This is a genomic window from Phaeodactylibacter xiamenensis (assembly GCF_000759025.1).
Lineage (GTDB): Bacteria > Bacteroidota > Bacteroidia > Chitinophagales > Saprospiraceae > Phaeodactylibacter > Phaeodactylibacter xiamenensis.
Genome location: NZ_JPOS01000038.1, coordinates 169,610 through 184,158 on the forward strand (window position 1 = coordinate 169,610; position 14,549 = coordinate 184,158).

14 protein-coding genes are annotated in these 14,549 nt (G+C 50.2%); 8 read left to right on the forward strand and 6 right to left on the reverse strand.

All coding sequences use genetic code 11. The features are described 5' to 3' along the window. Nucleotides 1-21: 21 nt before the first annotated feature. The 4 genes from IX84_RS15525 to IX84_RS15540 form a co-directional block, all read right to left on the reverse strand. Complete coding sequence (locus IX84_RS15525) at nucleotides 22-2,361, reverse strand: hypothetical protein (RefSeq protein WP_044222692.1); 2,340 nt, start codon at nucleotides 2,359-2,361, stop codon at nucleotides 22-24. Then, the gene (locus tag IX84_RS15530; protein ID WP_044222695.1) at nucleotides 2,306-3,310 is read right to left on the reverse strand and encodes a hypothetical protein; all 1,005 of its coding nucleotides are present in this window, start codon (nucleotides 3,308-3,310) and stop codon (nucleotides 2,306-2,308) included. Before IX84_RS15530 ends, IX84_RS15525 begins: the two co-directional genes overlap by 56 nt. Before the next feature lie 49 nt (nucleotides 3,311-3,359). After that, nucleotides 3,360-4,229: an alpha/beta fold hydrolase gene (locus IX84_RS15535; protein WP_044222698.1), complete on the reverse strand. Its 870-nt coding sequence runs from the start codon at nucleotides 4,227-4,229 to the stop codon at nucleotides 3,360-3,362. Between the two features lie 78 nt (nucleotides 4,230-4,307). Beyond that, complete coding sequence (locus tag IX84_RS15540; protein WP_044222701.1) at nucleotides 4,308-5,303, reverse strand: NYN domain-containing protein; 996 nt, start codon at nucleotides 5,301-5,303, stop codon at nucleotides 4,308-4,310. A gap of 300 nt (nucleotides 5,304-5,603) precedes the next feature. Between IX84_RS15540 and IX84_RS15545 the strand changes: the two genes are divergently transcribed. The 8 genes from IX84_RS15545 to asnS all read left to right on the forward strand — a co-directional run bounded on the left by IX84_RS15545 (nucleotide 5,604) and on the right by asnS (nucleotide 12,826). Continuing rightward, nucleotides 5,604-6,374: a Bax inhibitor-1/YccA family protein gene (locus tag IX84_RS15545; protein WP_052516048.1), complete on the forward strand. Its 771-nt coding sequence runs from the start codon at nucleotides 5,604-5,606 to the stop codon at nucleotides 6,372-6,374. Between the two features lie 190 nt (nucleotides 6,375-6,564). Further along, the gene (locus IX84_RS15550; protein ID WP_202965257.1) at nucleotides 6,565-6,831 is read left to right on the forward strand and encodes a TraR/DksA family transcriptional regulator; all 267 of its coding nucleotides are present in this window, start codon (nucleotides 6,565-6,567) and stop codon (nucleotides 6,829-6,831) included. A 370-nt stretch (nucleotides 6,832-7,201) separates the two neighbouring features. Beyond that, nucleotides 7,202-8,578: a DNA repair protein RadA gene (radA, locus tag IX84_RS15555; protein ID WP_044222707.1), complete on the forward strand. Its 1,377-nt coding sequence runs from the start codon at nucleotides 7,202-7,204 to the stop codon at nucleotides 8,576-8,578. 33 nt (nucleotides 8,579-8,611) lie between these two features. Then, nucleotides 8,612-9,016: a thiol-disulfide oxidoreductase DCC family protein gene (locus IX84_RS15560; RefSeq protein WP_044222710.1), complete on the forward strand. Its 405-nt coding sequence runs from the start codon at nucleotides 8,612-8,614 to the stop codon at nucleotides 9,014-9,016. A 3-nt stretch (nucleotides 9,017-9,019) separates the two neighbouring features. Then, nucleotides 9,020-9,913, forward strand: coding sequence for an RluA family pseudouridine synthase (locus IX84_RS15565; RefSeq protein ID WP_044222714.1), 894 nt, complete (start codon nucleotides 9,020-9,022; stop codon nucleotides 9,911-9,913). 160 nt (nucleotides 9,914-10,073) lie between these two features. Next, nucleotides 10,074-10,349 (forward strand): RpnC/YadD family protein, encoded by a 276-nt coding sequence (locus IX84_RS15570; RefSeq protein ID WP_044222718.1) that lies wholly within the window; start codon nucleotides 10,074-10,076, stop codon nucleotides 10,347-10,349. Between the two features lie 207 nt (nucleotides 10,350-10,556). Then, nucleotides 10,557-11,228 (forward strand): porin family protein, encoded by a 672-nt coding sequence (locus IX84_RS15575; protein ID WP_044222720.1) that lies wholly within the window; start codon nucleotides 10,557-10,559, stop codon nucleotides 11,226-11,228. A gap of 143 nt (nucleotides 11,229-11,371) precedes the next feature. Next, entirely contained in the window at nucleotides 11,372-12,826 is a 1,455-nt protein-coding gene (gene asnS / locus IX84_RS15580) for an asparagine--tRNA ligase (RefSeq protein ID WP_044222722.1), read from the forward strand. Nucleotides 12,827-12,888: 62 nt separating this feature from the next. Here asnS and IX84_RS15585 read toward each other — a convergent pair whose 3' ends face one another. Together IX84_RS15585 and IX84_RS15590 are read right to left on the reverse strand one after the other, a co-directional pair. Next, nucleotides 12,889-13,377 (reverse strand): DUF4199 domain-containing protein, encoded by a 489-nt coding sequence (locus IX84_RS15585; RefSeq protein WP_044222724.1) that lies wholly within the window; start codon nucleotides 13,375-13,377, stop codon nucleotides 12,889-12,891. Between the two features lie 62 nt (nucleotides 13,378-13,439). Continuing rightward, a complete protein-coding gene (locus IX84_RS15590) occupies nucleotides 13,440-14,528 on the reverse strand; it encodes a hypothetical protein (protein WP_044222725.1) in 1,089 nt (362 codons plus the stop codon). Between the last annotated feature and the right edge of the window lie 21 nt (nucleotides 14,529-14,549).

The window sequence follows — 14,549 nt, forward strand, 5'->3', positions numbered from 1 at the left end:
AACCTGGCGGCAGCGCTTTTTTTATTGGCTCACATAGTAATTCAGGTAGTTGCATTCCCGGATTGCCCGTTGGAAAAACCGGGTTTGCCGATATTGCTCTTCGAGCCGCTTGAAATAAGACAGATACCCCTGGACCTGCATTTTTCCCATTACCTGCTCAAAATTGGGCGTGGAACCTGACCAGTCGTCCATGATAAACTTATCGTACCAGTAATCTGCCTGGTCCATCTCCGCGAGCGATTTCACATAAAAGACTTTTTGCTGAGCTTTGGCAGCCATAAAGCATGCCTGAGCCGCACTTTCGGTATCCTGAGCATATTTCATGGCCTTATCATAAAAGCTTAATGCCACGCGGCAGTCGTAGAAACCCTCATAGGACACGCCGCTGCGGTAGTAGTTCATGATCTCGTAAGCCGGGCCAAAGTAGGTCATATTGTAGTAGGCATTGCCCAGCAGGTAGTAGTCGGTGGGGCTGTTGGTCTCCTGCGCGATCTGATAAATTTCTGCCAGCTTGCGCACAAAAGTATTCCGGGTAAAGGAGGCAGCAGTGGAATAAGCGCAATGCACACAGTCATTAATGCTCATATTGAAGGGGTTTACCTTCAGCGGGAAGTCATACGAAGCCGGCAAGCTGTCAAACAAAGCTACGGCAGCCTCCAGTTGTTCAGGGTCACGCATCAGCAATCGCCCTTTAATATCCAAAACATCATAACGCACTGCGCTCAATGCCGCTTCCGGATTCCTTACAAAAGCAGACCAGGTGCTTTCATTGCCGGTGAAGTGCTTAAGGGCAAGCAGTTCCAGCTCACTGTGTGCAGGCTTGTTGATGAAAGCGAGAAGGCTGTCGACACCCGATTCTGTAGGGTCTGTTTTGGTGGAGCTAAGCACTTCCCGGGCAAGCAGGCGGGCCATAATGCTTTCGCCAGCCTGTCGTTTGCGATAAGCAAGCAGCTCCAGGATGAATTCCTGGTTATTTTGCTGGGTGGACCAATTGGCCATAGGGTCTGCAAACAGCTCCACCAACTGAAGAGCAATGGTGTTTTCCTGCTCCTTTGACAAAGTTTCCTCCTGTCCCAACAGCTGAATGGCGAGCAGCAGTTCGCCCTGAATTCGTTGGTGTGGGCCATCCAGCGCTCCAGCCTGCTCCAGGGTGATTTGCGCAGTGGGTAGCCGGCCGAGCAACAGCTCAAGGTAGCCTTTAGCGAGTACCCAGAAGCTGTCATCCCGGTTATTGTAGTAAGCCGTAGTGGCAAACCGGAGCAACTGTCCGGCATAATCTTCGTATTCCTCATTTTTAAGCAGGCTCTGTCCCTGGTCTACCCGCTGCATCAATTGCGCGATGGGCTGCTGACCGTAGTAGCTCAGGTTGTTGCTTTCCAGCTTGTTGATCTCCCTGGCCATCACGATGCGCAGCCATTCATGGTTGCCCATCAGGCCAAAAATAGACCGCATATCTTCCAGGCCCAACACTTCCTGCCGGGTCCCCCTGATAAAATGCATCAGCGCCTTCTCTTTCGGGTTTTGGCATTGCTTGTAGGTGGCAGCCCAGTCTTCCTCTGTGGAAATATTGAAGCTGTAGTAAGCACTGTGGCGGCGGCTAGGGGCTTGTTCAAAGACTTTCAGAAAGTGGTAATAGCCTTCACCGTTTGCGCCGGTCTGCAGCAACAAGCCAGCGTAGTGGTCCATGGCCCAGTAACTGATCAGGTCTTTCTGTTTCAGGGGCGCAAAGTACTTTTTGTAAAACTGAATCGCTTCCTGTGCCTGACCGGTATAGCGGTACGCTTTTAGCAGTTGGAAAGCATAGCGGTTTTTCAGGAAGGGGAATTTTTCACGCTCGAGGGCTTCCTTCAGGCGCTGAATTAAATCCGCAGCAGCCTCCGGGCTGAGCTTTTCCTGCCCCTGATACCCCCAGGTGTCGGTGGGCCGGTTGGCCAGTGCTTCCATTTCCAGGGCGAGCAGCAAGTATTGTTTGGAGGCTTCCTGTCTGGGTATGGAGATGAGCGAGCCTTCAAAGAGCAGTGATTTCACCAGGACCTCCCGGCTAACATTTTCATACCCTTCAATCCAGCTGTCGTACAGCACTTTGCGGAGCGGTTCTTCCTTCAAAGGCTGCTCAAAAAACTGCTGCCAGCTCTGTAGGTTGGCATCCGGGTAGTCTGCCTCTGCCCAGATATGATAATAATCGTCTGCAGTATAGAAAGTAGGCTCATACTCATCACTGAACAGCCATTCCGGCACGAACAGGTTGAAATAATGGTACGAATCCTCATACGGGCCGCATGCGCTCAGGGATTGCACGCCCACACTAAGGAGTAGCGAGGCGGTCAGCCAAATGCTGTGGGAGGTTTTTCGGAAAAGCATTGGATAGGTTTTCGTCAAGGTGGTAAAAGAGAAGGTGCTCACAGTGGTTGTCAATCTGTTTTAGTTGATCGATGGCCGTCTCAAGGTCGGCTACCGTTGGCGCTTCGCAGCGTAGCTGATCGCCCCGGTTAAGATAATGATTCCCAAAATAGGCATTTTGCTGCATGCGGTACCGGTTGGGGCCGATTGCTGCTGCTGCGGCCAGCGTATCCAGCTTCTGGCAGGTGCCCTGATTGATAATGGCATGCAACTCACCAAGCCGGTAAGCCAGTACCCAGGAAAACATCGGCAGGGCATAATCCAGTGGCAAATCATATTGCATATCAGTTGTCAGGTAATGGGCAGCAGTTTGGGTATTGAGAATGCTGTTGGGTTCTTCAACGTTTTGCACATCTCCCATATTATAGTACATCAGCACCCCACGGTCTACCGGGGGCACACCAGTTTGCTCCGGATACCGCAACTGATGCAACCGGATAGTGGCGGTCAGTGTGTGGCCTTCTGCAAGCTGCCGGAACCGGTCTAAAAACCGGAAATAGGCCGCCTGAGTGGAGGGGCTCCAGTCACAGTCGAGCTGATAAACGGTAGGAGAGAGGTGGCCGGCAGTATTGATCTCTTGCAGGTATTTCCATACCCGTTCTGCCAGGTCTTCCGGATTGACAGCCGCCTGGAAGGTGCGATTGGTGATGAAAACACAAGGCACGATTTCAAAGTTCTTGTAGGTGGAGTCAGCAAACCGGACGGGGGCTTTGGGCACGGCCTGTCCGTTCTCGACATCCACATCAAGGTACTTGACGTAAAGGCGTTCCACCTTGTGTGCCTCCAGCCACTCCCGTTCAGTGGGGCTGAGTTTAAAAGCCGACTTCCAATAATAGAAGCTTACTGCCGGTGAGGCTGCTTCAGGCTGGCAGCCGGTCAGAAGGCTCGCGGTAAAAATAGTAATAAGCAAGAGGTAGTTTGAACTCATAGCAGTAACATAACGCAACCAGGAGAAAGCGTTACAGGTTTTCCCAAAACGTCCAGCAATGTTCAAGGACCAGTTTGGGCATTTCGGTATGTGGGTAATGGCCGATTCCGGGCAGTAATTGAATGTCAGGGGTTCTGACGAGCTCTTTATAACGCATCGCCATATGCCTGCCGGAAATGGGGTCTGCTTCCCCAACGATGAGCCGGACCATGACCGGAGGCTCGAACATGGGCTTTACCCAGCGTTCCCGGTATTGCTCCCGCTCTTCCATATAACGGATGAGCAGGTGAAACACCCGCTGCCCGTTATTATAACGGATGAGCGACCACCACTCGTCTATTTCACGGGCGGATGGCCGGGTGTTGGGGCCAAATATTTTATCAAAATTCCGCTTTAGGGTATTCCTGGATAAAAATGGTGTGAGCCACTGTCCAATAGGGCTCAGCAGTAGCTTTTGAATAGGCCGGGGCTGATGGGTTTCGGGAAACAGTCCGCCATTGAGCAATATAATGGATTGTATCTTCAGGGGCGCATCGCTTCCCGACTCCCGTGCGAGCAATTCCTGAGCCACGGTGTCTCCGTAGTCGTGGGCAAGCAGGTGGTATTGGGTGATGCCGATGGAATCCAGCAGTGCCTCCACCAGGTCTGCCTGCTCTGAGATTTCGTAGTCATAATCTGTAGGCTTGTCTGAGTACCCAAAACCCAGGAAATCGGGAGCTATGAGGTGGTATTCCAGCGCTAGTTCCTCCCAGAGCGCCCGCCAGTCCCAGCTTGAGGTGGGGAAACCATGCAGCAAGACCAGGGTACGGGGCTTTTCCGTACTGGCTTCCTGGTAGAATATCCGGTAATCATCAAATTGGAAGTACTGTCCGGATTCGTACCAATCTTTCAACTGGAGCATGGGGAAAATAGGTTTGGGAAGGAAAACCGGGCGTAGCTATGCTCGGTTAGAATGCGCTACGCCCGGCTGGAAAGCAATTTATTCTTCATCATCTTCCTGCAGGTACACGTCGATAGCGATGTCCTGGCCAGTTTCTTGGTTCTTGCCCAGGCGGAATTCCACCCGGTCGTTGACCAGCAAGTCATTGAAATCACAGTTCTGTACTTCAGAATGGTGGAAGAACAGATTATTAGGTGGGTAAGCAATGAAGCCAAACCCTTCCTTAAGGGATAGTATGGTGCTGGAGTGATAGGCTCCGTCCTGAGTGATCATTACTTCTGTGACAGGTTCCTCTTCTTTTTCAGGCTGTTCCTTGTAGCTGTGATGATTATCTCCCCGATAATCCTTTTTGGTGTAATGGTCCGTTTTGGGGACAAAAAGGTTATTGACAATATGAGAGTCCCGGGTCACCCGGTTATCAATGATCTCATGCATTGCCAGAGGGTAGGTCACCTCCTCCAGCAAATCCTGTGAAGTACGGGTAGCTCTTTGGTTGCCGTAGTCATCGGTATACTCGAAGTCCCACGAGAGCACCATTACTCTTGTGCCCCGGGAATTGACCTTACGGATGAGGGGTACGTAGTCGCTGTCGGAAGCAATGAGCACCAGTACATCGAACTGCTTGTAGAAGACCTGCTCGAAAGCCTCGAGCGCCAGCAGCACATCTATGCCTTTCTCCGCCTTCCGCCCATAGTTGTTGTTGCGCAGGGGCAAATAGTGTGTGGTGACGCCTTCAGACATGAGGATGTCGTCAAAGACACGCTCGTAATACAGCTGCTTGCCTTTATGGCTCACCTCAGAAGCGCTCAGCCGGCCTCTGAAATAGTGCGCGTCAACAATCTGGCAGTGATTAACATTAGTCCCGTCTCCTTCGAGTTCTGCAACTTTATGGCGAATAAATTCGTGCAGCCCCTTAATGCTGATTCGGGTCTTGCGTTCGTGTACATAATTGTAGAAATTACTGACATGGTAGAAGTAATTTCCATCGTAAAAAACGCCAATCTTAATGAGTGGTATCCCGTTGGTATTTGTCATTTACTATTGAAGTGTTTTATCTTTTTCTGAATCTATATACTTGTAAAAAGTTGGTTGTTTGGAAGTTATCGTATAGGTGTATTGTCGAAAAATGGAATAGCTGAAATAGTATAAGGCACAATTTTTCTTTTGTAATCGCAAAAGTACGGAAAAATACGTACGCTTGAGCTTTGTATCAGGAAAGAAACACCTTTAGATACGGGAGGTTCAATCCTGGCAGACAACAAAAAGCAGAATTAATTGTAGTTTTGAAGAGCGCGTTCTATATTAGAACAGCATTTCACTAACCTATGTACTAAAATGAGTAGAAAGAAAGGTTTTTTCCAATCGCGTAATCCTGTCATGAGTGAAAAGGCTTTCCAGAAGGCCTCCAATCAGGTCTTGGATGCTGATATGACACAGGCAGGCACTCAAACAGACCGGATGACAGTATCCGGTGCGGTCAACAAATCTTTATTATTGGGCGCATTGATGGTCGCAACGGCCGTACTCAGCTACGCTGCGGCTAACCCCCTGCTAATGTGGGGTGGTGCCATAGGCGGTCTGATCGTGGTGTTGATTGCCACTTTCAAGCTGGAGTATTCCCCGATTCTTGCCCCTATTTATGCAGCCCTTGAGGGCCTCTTTGTTGGTGGTATTTCAGCAGTATACGCCAGTGCCTTCGATGGCATCATTTTTCAGGCAGTTACCCTGACCAGTGCTGTGTTTTTCCTGATGTTGTTTTTCTATAAGACAGGCATCATCAAAGTGACTCAAAAGCTGCGTAGTGGCATCATCATGGCTACGGGCGCTATTTTCGTGGTCTATATGCTGAATTTCGTTCTCAGCTTCTTTGGGATTAATCTGCCTTATCTTCATGATGGAGGTATGATTGGTATCGGTATCAGCCTGCTCATTATTGGCGTAGCCGCCATGAATCTTCTGCTGGATTTCGACAATTTTGATAAGGGAGAGCAGTACGGTGCCCCAGCTTACATGGAGTGGTTTTCTGCCATGGGGCTGCTGATTACGCTGGTCTGGCTTTACATTGAAATCCTGAGGCTGATTGCCATTTTCTCATCGAATGATTAAAGCTAAAGCCTGAGGCAATGAATCGGAGGGTGGGCTTATGTTAGTCCGGCTGTCCTAAGCATGGAAACGTGGGTAGCGTGATGGCTTCCCACGTTTTTTTTGACACTTTTTAGAGATAGGTATGAAACGAGAGGAACGAAGCGCATTAAAATCAAAGATTGAAGCCGCAATTGTTAAAACTACTGCCGAATTGGAGCGGTTGGAAGAGGCAACTAAGCCTATTGCCCCTGAAAATGCTATAGGGAGAGTCAGCCGGATGGATGCCATCAACAACAGAGGCGTCTCTGAAGCGGCCTTACGCTCAGCAAGGCGGAAACTGACCAACCTTAAAATTGCACTAACGAAAATTGATGCGGAAAACTTTGGTATTTGCGCCCGTTGTAAGCGCCCGATTGCGCCCGCCCGCCTCATGTATATGCCAGAGAGTACCGAATGCGTCAGATGCGCAGACCGGTAAAAAAAACAGGGTCACTGTACCGAAGTACAGCACCCTGTATAACCCCAAAAAACCAAATGAAAACAATCTACATATATCTTGGGATTTCTTACTTCGGAAGTAAGAGCAGTTTAATCCCTGAAATTTACGTGTAATAAACGAAATTATCTTTACTTCCAGCTTAGGAATGAAGCCAGTTGTCTACCAGGCTACATTTTTATCGAAGGTACAAATTTCGCTCAGTAAAAGGTTAAGTTATCTTTGACAGTGTAAATGTAGTGAAAAAATAATTTTTTTTAAAAACACCATCTCAATTTTAGGCAACTCTTGTTTTCTACAATCCTATCTTAGCGCCTGAATTTGAACACTTAACATCAAAAATAGAAAAAGGTTGGCGAAGGTAAAAAAAATTTTTGCTTGCAGTAATTGTGGCGCCACTTCACCAAAGTGGATTGGGAAATGCCCACATTGTGGAGAATGGAATACTTACATTGAGGAAGTGATTTCCAGAGATACCGTAACCGAATCCAAGGATAAAAGCTGGCGGACTCAGGAAAAAGCATCAAAGAGCAAGCCCGTGCCACTGCCGGAAATAGAGGCCGGAGAAACGACTCGGCTCACTACACCGGATGCCGAGCTTAACCGGGTACTTGGCGGAGGTATTGTACCCGGTTCTCTCGTGCTTATTGGGGGGCAGCCTGGCATAGGTAAGTCCACGCTGCTTCTGCAGTTGGCAATGCATGTGCCCTTCACCATATTATACATATCCGGAGAAGAAAGTGACGAGCAAATCAAAATGCGCGCGGACCGGATCGGAGGGGAAGCTAAGAACTGCTACATCCTGTCGGAGACCAATACGAGCAAGATTCTGAAACATGCCCAAAACCTGCGCCCCTCTTTGGTGATCATTGACTCTATCCAAACCCTGTCCAGCCCGCATATCGATTCTATGCCGGGCAGTGTCTCTCAGGTTCGGGAGTGTGCCGGTGAGCTGCAGCGGTTTGCAAAAGAGGAGCATATCCCCGTTTTTATCATTGGGCATATTACTAAGGAAGGTTCTATTGCCGGACCTAAGCTTTTGGAGCATATTGTGGATGCCGTGCTACAGTTTGAGGGCGACCGCAACTATACCTACCGCATTCTGCGCACCATCAAAAACCGATTCGGGAGCACTGATGAACTGGGGATTTATGAGATGCAGGCCAGCGGGCTTCGGGAAGTCTCCAACCCTTCCGAGCTCTTACTTTCCCAAAAAGATGAAGACCTGAGCGGCAGTGCCGTGGCCGCTACTATAGAAGGTCTGCGCCCCATGCTGATTGAAACACAGGCGTTGGTGAGCACTTCGGTATACAGCGCACCTCAACGCTCGGCTACCGGCTTTGACCTTAGGCGTTTGGGGATGCTGCTGGCTGTCCTGGAGAAGCGAGCGGGGTTGTTCTTTGCCCAAAACGATGTCTTCCTGAATATCGCCGGGGGCATACGGGTGGATGACCCTGCCATTGATTTATCGATCGTTGCTGCACTCATTTCTTCTCTGGAGGATGTTGCGATCCCAACGGATGTATGCTTTGCGGGCGAGGTGGGGCTTTCCGGGGAGATACGGACCGTCAACCGGGTAGAGCAACGTATTCAGGAAGCCAACCGGCTGGGCTTTAAGGAAATCTACATCTCAAAGTACAATACCAAAGGGTTGGACACCGGGCGGTATGATATTGAAGTGAAAGCCGTGTCTAAAGTGCAGGAGCTATACTATGCCCTGTTTAAGTAAAAAACTCTGCTTTGGCAGATCTGTTATGTAAGTATGAATACAACCGAACACCCAGTGCTGCTTTTTGATGGGGTTTGTAATTTATGCAATGGCTCCGTTCAGTTTATCATTGAGCGGGACCCCGATGCCCGTTTCCGCTTTGCTTCCCTGCAATCGGAAGAAGGGCAGGCCGTGCTTAGCCGCTTTGAAAACCGCCCATCGGACCTGAGCTCGGTGGTGCTGATTCAGGATGATCAGTTGTATGCACGGTCTGAGGCAGCGCTTCGGGTCGCCAGACAGCTTGGGGGTGGGTGGTCTTTGCTCTATGCTTTCATCGTGGTGCCCCGCCCCATACGCAACGCCGTCTATGACTGGATTGCCCGCAACCGGTACCGTTGGTTCGGAAAAAAAGATGCCTGCATGATTCCATCGCCCGATCTTCAATCTCGTTTTCTTTAAGTAGTGGAAGTTCTTGAAGAGCATATCGTACCACCGGGTGTTTCCCCGGTCAGGCTGAGTGACTACCTGCATCAGGTTTTTGAAACCCTCCCCAGCCGGAAAGGAGGCAAGAAAGCCATTCAGCGAGGTGCTGTACTTGTGGATGGAGAACTGGCAACTACGGCTATTTGGGTGAAACCCAGCATGCACATTGTTTTGCTTGAATTGGACCTGACGCCTCCAAAAGCATTTCCTTTTTCGATCCCTGTACTCTACGAAGATGATTTTCTCGCAGTTGTGCACAAACCTCCCGGTCTACCGGTAAGTGGCAATCATTACCGTACGCTTGTGAATGCTTTGGTCGGACAACTACAGCGTTCTCCTGTTGCAGACGCCCTGCCCTGGGGCATGCCGGTGCACCGGTTGGACGGACCCACTTCGGGCCCGGTCGTAATTGCAAAGACCCGTTCCGCGCAAGTCAGATTAGGAAGAGCATTTGAAGAGCGGGAGATTGAGAAAGTCTATCAGGCCATAGTTTGCGGCCGTACGCCCACAGAAGGGCGAATAGAAGAATCCTTAGATGGGAAACCCGCACTCACTACATTCAGCAAGTTGGAAGAATGCCGTTCTCTGAATTGTGAATGGCTGTCATGGCTGGAGCTGCACCTGCATACCGGGCGCACCCATCAGATACGGCGGCACCTGGCTCACCTGGGCACTCCTATTCTGGGCGATGAAGCCTACACACCTGAAGACAAGCCGCTATTGCGCAAAAAAGGACTTTTCCTAAGTGCGGTGTCCATCGTTTTTAATCATCCCTGCACCGCGGGCCAGGTGAAGGTGGGGTCCCCGCCGCCTGAGAAGTTTAGAGCTATAATGGAGCGGGCAGAAAGGTATTTTTTGAATAAAAACAAATAAATTGATATATTTTGTTTATATTGCAGCATGGTACCCCACGATATACTTTGGAAAGGGCTAATAGAAGATTTGGCAGAGGATTTTCCTACCCTTTCAAAAATCAGAATTTAGCTTTAAATTTGAAGAACAAGTCCGAGGTATCACAAAATCTAGAAAAGCGATGGGTATAGAAGAGGCAATTATACAGGAACTCAAAGCCCAGGCCATGAGGGAAGGGCGCAATACGGGTATTCAGAAAGGCCTTAAAGAAGGTCTTGAAAAAGGTCTTGAAAAAGGTCTTGAAAAAGGAAAATGGCAAAAGACACGCCTGTTTGTCTTCCGGGCAGACCGCAAAGGGATGTCTGTAGCAGATATTGCAGAGCTCGTCGACCTGCCCGAGGAAGAAGTGGAGGCACTCATTCAAGAGGTCAGGCTAAATCCTCCGGAAGAACACTAGCGCCTCAAGCCATAAATCCTTGACACCCCAAGTTTCGTTATTTTCCGCCTACTCTTCGCCTTGATAAGTCGAAAAATAACTTCAACTTAAGTATCAGAGATCTATGACTTGAGGTACTAGCCTGCAATTTAACAATGTTAAAGTTTGGATAGGTTCGCGTGGTCGCCCGGTTTTTTTCGTTTATCAATCAACTAAACATTAAAAATCATGAGACCACTTATCCTAACCGCTCTGCTGCTCACAGCCGCAACTTCACTTTCCGCTCAGCTTCGTCCAAAGATTAGCTTCTCTGCCGGGGGGAATATTTCGACGGTACGATGGTATAATCAATTCGAATTTCTGGGTCAGACGATGCCTTCTAATGAAGGTAATTTAGCTGTTCCCGGATTTCAGGCTGGTTTGTCTGTTGAATTGCCCTTTTCCTCAACTTTTGGAGTTTTAATGGCTCCTGCTTTTTCACGAAGAGGTTTCCGCAACGATGAAGATATCCTTGGGGTAGACTCGGGTGTTCGGCTTGATTACTTTGATATTCCGATATTGGTCCGGTTTTATCCGGTCAATAGCTTCTATATTGAAGCAGGAGCGGCAGTTAGCTTCATGTTGAAGGCAGAATCCCTTTTGGAAGGAGAGCCTTTTGGTAATGAAGAGATTATGGGTAGGCTCTACGAGGATACGGATTTAGCAGCCGTACTAGGGCTTGGCTACGACTTTAACGATCGGTTTACGGTCAACCTGAGAGCTTTTCATGGGTTGTTGACAACATTAGATGCCGAATTCACAGATGGAAATGGCGATCCTATAGTTTTTGAAGGCGCGCGCCCCAAACTCCTCAATCAATCCCTGCAGCTGAGCGTACAATACGCTATTCTAAATCCATAGCATCAGAGCTCCGAAGCCCAATATCCTGACAGAAGTTAAAGGCCCGCTACAAATCCCGAAAGTAGCGGGCCTTTAAATTTCCCCCTTTTTCCCAAAAGCCCTATTTTCGCGCATTCATTTGGTGGCACGCTAAAAAACGAAAGATGAGCAAGCGCACAGAGATTCAAACGATACTGGAAGATTTTAAGCCCCGCGTAGGGCAGGAGCTTACCGTTATGGGCTGGGTACGGGCCTTCCGTTCCAACCGTTTCATTGCCCTGAATGACGGTACGAGCATGGGCACACTGCAAGTCGTTGTGGATTTTGAGCAGATCCCGGAGGACGTACTGAAGCAAATCTCTTTCCACGCCTGCATCAAGGCTACCGGCAAACTCGTGGAGTCACAGGGCGCGGGCCAGGATGTAGAGCTGCTGGCAGACACGGTGGAAATCCTGGGTGCTGCTAATCCGGAGGAATATCCCATGCAGCCGAAGGTACAGTCCCTGGAGTTCTTGCGCGAAAAAGCGCACTTCCGCATGCGCACGAATACTTTCAGTGCGGTATTCCGCATCCGTCATGGTATTGCCTATGCCGTCCATAAGTATTACAATGATAATGGCTATTTCTACATGCACACCCCCATTATCACGGGGAGCGATGCAGAAGGCGCGGGCGAGATGTTCCGGGTGACCAACCTGGACATCAGCAATCCGCCGCGGACGGAAGAAGGCGAAGTGGACTTCAAGGAAGACTTCTTCGAAAAGCCAACTAACCTTACAGTATCTGGTCAGCTGCAGGCCGAAATCGGTGCCCTGGCCCTGGGCAAAGTGTACACCTTCGGGCCCACTTTCCGTGCGGAAAACTCCAACACTTCCCGCCACCTGGCCGAGTTTTGGATGATTGAGCCGGAGGTTGCTTTCTACGATATCTTTGACAATATGGACCTGGCGGAGGACTTCTGCAAGTACCTCATCAACCATATCCTGGAAAACTACAGTGCAGAGCTTGAATTCCTGGATCAGCGCATTCAGAATCTGGAGAAAAACATGCCCAAAAACGAGCGCCGCGCTATGGGGCTCATCGAGACCCTGCGGTTTGTGGTGGACAACGACTTCGAGCGGATCACCTACACCGATGCGGTCAATATCCTACGCAATTCCAAGCCTTACAAGAAAGGGAAGTTCGAATACGATGTGGAGTGGGGCAAAGACCTGCAGGCAGAGCACGAACGCTACCTGGTAGAAAAGAAATTCCAAAAGCCAGTCATTGTGCGCGATTACCCGGCGTCTATCAAAGCTTTCTACATGCGCATGAACGATGAGCAGGAAGGCGTGCCGGGCAAAACCGTAGCCGCAATGGACGTCCTCTTCCCGGGCATCGGGGAGGTGATCGGCGGCTCACAGCGGGAAGAGCGGCTCGATGTGCTAAAGACACGTATGGCTGATATGAACGTACACGAGGAAGAACTCTGGTGGTACCTCGAACTGCGCAAGTTCGGCGGTGCGCCTCACGCCGGCTTTGGGCTGGGCTTCGAGCGCATGGTACAGTTCATCACCGGTATGGGCAATATCCGTGACGTGATTGCTTTCCCGCGTACGCCGGGCAATGCGGAGTTCTAGAGGAAAACAGAAATAAACAAAACCGAAGGGCTGCAGCATCAAAACTGTAGCCCTTCCTGTCGTTAAGCAGTCTCCGGACTACGCTTCAGAAAAATGGCAACCACGGCTGAGGTCACCACTCCCATGATAATAGCACCAATGCCGCCCTGCATCATATAAGACTGCAAGTTAAAGTACTCGGCGGCGGCTTCGGGTGAGTCATGATAGCCCACCTCTACTGAATAGGCAATGGCATTGGAGAAGTACTCCGGAGAGATTACTGCGTGCGTCAGCCACTGTGTCAGCGGGCTCAACAGCGCAACAATAATGCTAATGATCAACCCAGACATAAACCCCTGCTTCCAGGTCATCTGCCCGCCCAGCTTTTCCCGCTTTTCCCGAAGCGCCAACACATAAATGACGATGGCTACCAGCCCGAAAATGTTGGTCATGTAAGGGTGCTTCTCAATTTTGGGGCCATGCCACCCCATCGCTTTCTCAAAGACCATCCAGGCCAGGGCTGCCCCACAAAAGATCAGCGCCCATTTGATTTCTGTTGCGTATTTTTTCATGACTTAGGCATTTTGTACCTCCTAAGATAGGGAATACTCCATATAAAATGGGTAGAGATTTCTTACCGCAAACACCCGACTACCCTCCGTGCCAATGCATCAATCAGTTCCTCCGCCAAATCGTCGTCATCTGGCAGGTCGCTGAAGTGGGTCTCCGTGATGTGCGAGGGGATAGCCCGGGTATCTCCCGAAATCTCGATTTGCTCGTCCCGGGCTTCCACCTGATCCGAAAAAGAGCAGCCCGACATGGTACACTGCCCACTCTGATTGATGATGTTCACCGATACGGAAAGGCTCGCCCGCTTATGATGCGTGATGTAAGATACGGTGCCTGAAACCTCTTCATGTACAGGTACTTCGTAGGTGTTGCCGCTCGTGTCGCGCTCCGTATCGTACCCTGTGACAACCTGCTCCGTATAGTGCTCCTGACTACTGTCCTCCCATTCGTCAACATCCAAATCACTGAAGTTGATCCGGATGACGCAGTCCGCCTCAGCGGGATTTAGATTATAGCTCAGCTGATAAAAGTCCCCGGCAGGCCCGGCAAGGTGGTCCAGCGCCCGCTCGGTATCAAAGCGGTAGAAAAAGGGCGGATCGAGTTCTACCCGTGCCTGAAGCGTTCCACCCTTACGTGCTGCTTTTAACAGGGAGTCGAGTGAGGCTTCCACCGAATTGCCGGCATATTCCTCCGCATGCCTGAAGTCAAAATAGGCTGCCTGAGCCGTGGACTTGCGGCCGGTAGTGTCAAACTCCAGCATCCTTTGCCGGCCACGGTCCAGGTAAGCCTGATAGATCAAGGGGCGGGTACGTTGGTATTCGCTTTGCAGCCCGTCCAGCTCAAATTGCAGGGTGCTCTGCAGGTAGGGTAGGGCAGGGGAGAGCTGTTCTTGCAGGTCCGCATTGCGGTCGAGGGCTTCAGCCCAATCGGCAGGATCATCAGAGGCGTAAAGTTGATCACGCAGGTCGTGCTCGCGTTGCAAAATTTGCTCAGCGGACCGCCGCATAAGTGTCCGGAGTTCGGGGTCGCCCTGATTGTGCTCAAACCGGTCAAGGGCTTTTTTGAAGGCTTTGTCGTACTCACCGGCTTCGAAAGCTTGTCTTGGGGACTGACAGGCGGTGAGCAACAGCAGCAGGTAAATGTATTTTTTCATACCAAGGGGTTTGGCATTGAA

Bases quoted from the DNA above. Each gene is read 5' to 3' on its own strand.
- IX84_RS15525 (WP_044222692.1), bottom strand. From the start codon at position 2,361: ATGCTTTTCCGAAAAACCTCCCACAGCATTTGGCTGACCGCCTCGCTA.
- IX84_RS15535 (WP_044222698.1), bottom strand. From the start codon at position 4,229: ATGCTCCAGTTGAAAGATTGGTACGAATCCGGACAGTACTTCCAATTT.
- IX84_RS15540 (WP_044222701.1), bottom strand. From the start codon at position 5,303: ATGACAAATACCAACGGGATACCACTCATTAAGATTGGCGTTTTTTAC.
- IX84_RS15545 (WP_052516048.1), top strand. From the start codon at position 5,604: ATGAGTAGAAAGAAAGGTTTTTTCCAATCGCGTAATCCTGTCATGAGT.
- IX84_RS15560 (WP_044222710.1), top strand. From the start codon at position 8,612: ATGAATACAACCGAACACCCAGTGCTGCTTTTTGATGGGGTTTGTAAT.
- IX84_RS15570 (WP_044222718.1), top strand. From the start codon at position 10,074: ATGGGTATAGAAGAGGCAATTATACAGGAACTCAAAGCCCAGGCCATG.
- IX84_RS15575 (WP_044222720.1), top strand. From the start codon at position 10,557: ATGAGACCACTTATCCTAACCGCTCTGCTGCTCACAGCCGCAACTTCA.
- asnS (WP_044222722.1), top strand. From the start codon at position 11,372: ATGAGCAAGCGCACAGAGATTCAAACGATACTGGAAGATTTTAAGCCC.
- IX84_RS15585 (WP_044222724.1), bottom strand. From the start codon at position 13,377: ATGAAAAAATACGCAACAGAAATCAAATGGGCGCTGATCTTTTGTGGG.
- IX84_RS15590 (WP_044222725.1), bottom strand. From the start codon at position 14,528: ATGAAAAAATACATTTACCTGCTGCTGTTGCTCACCGCCTGTCAGTCC.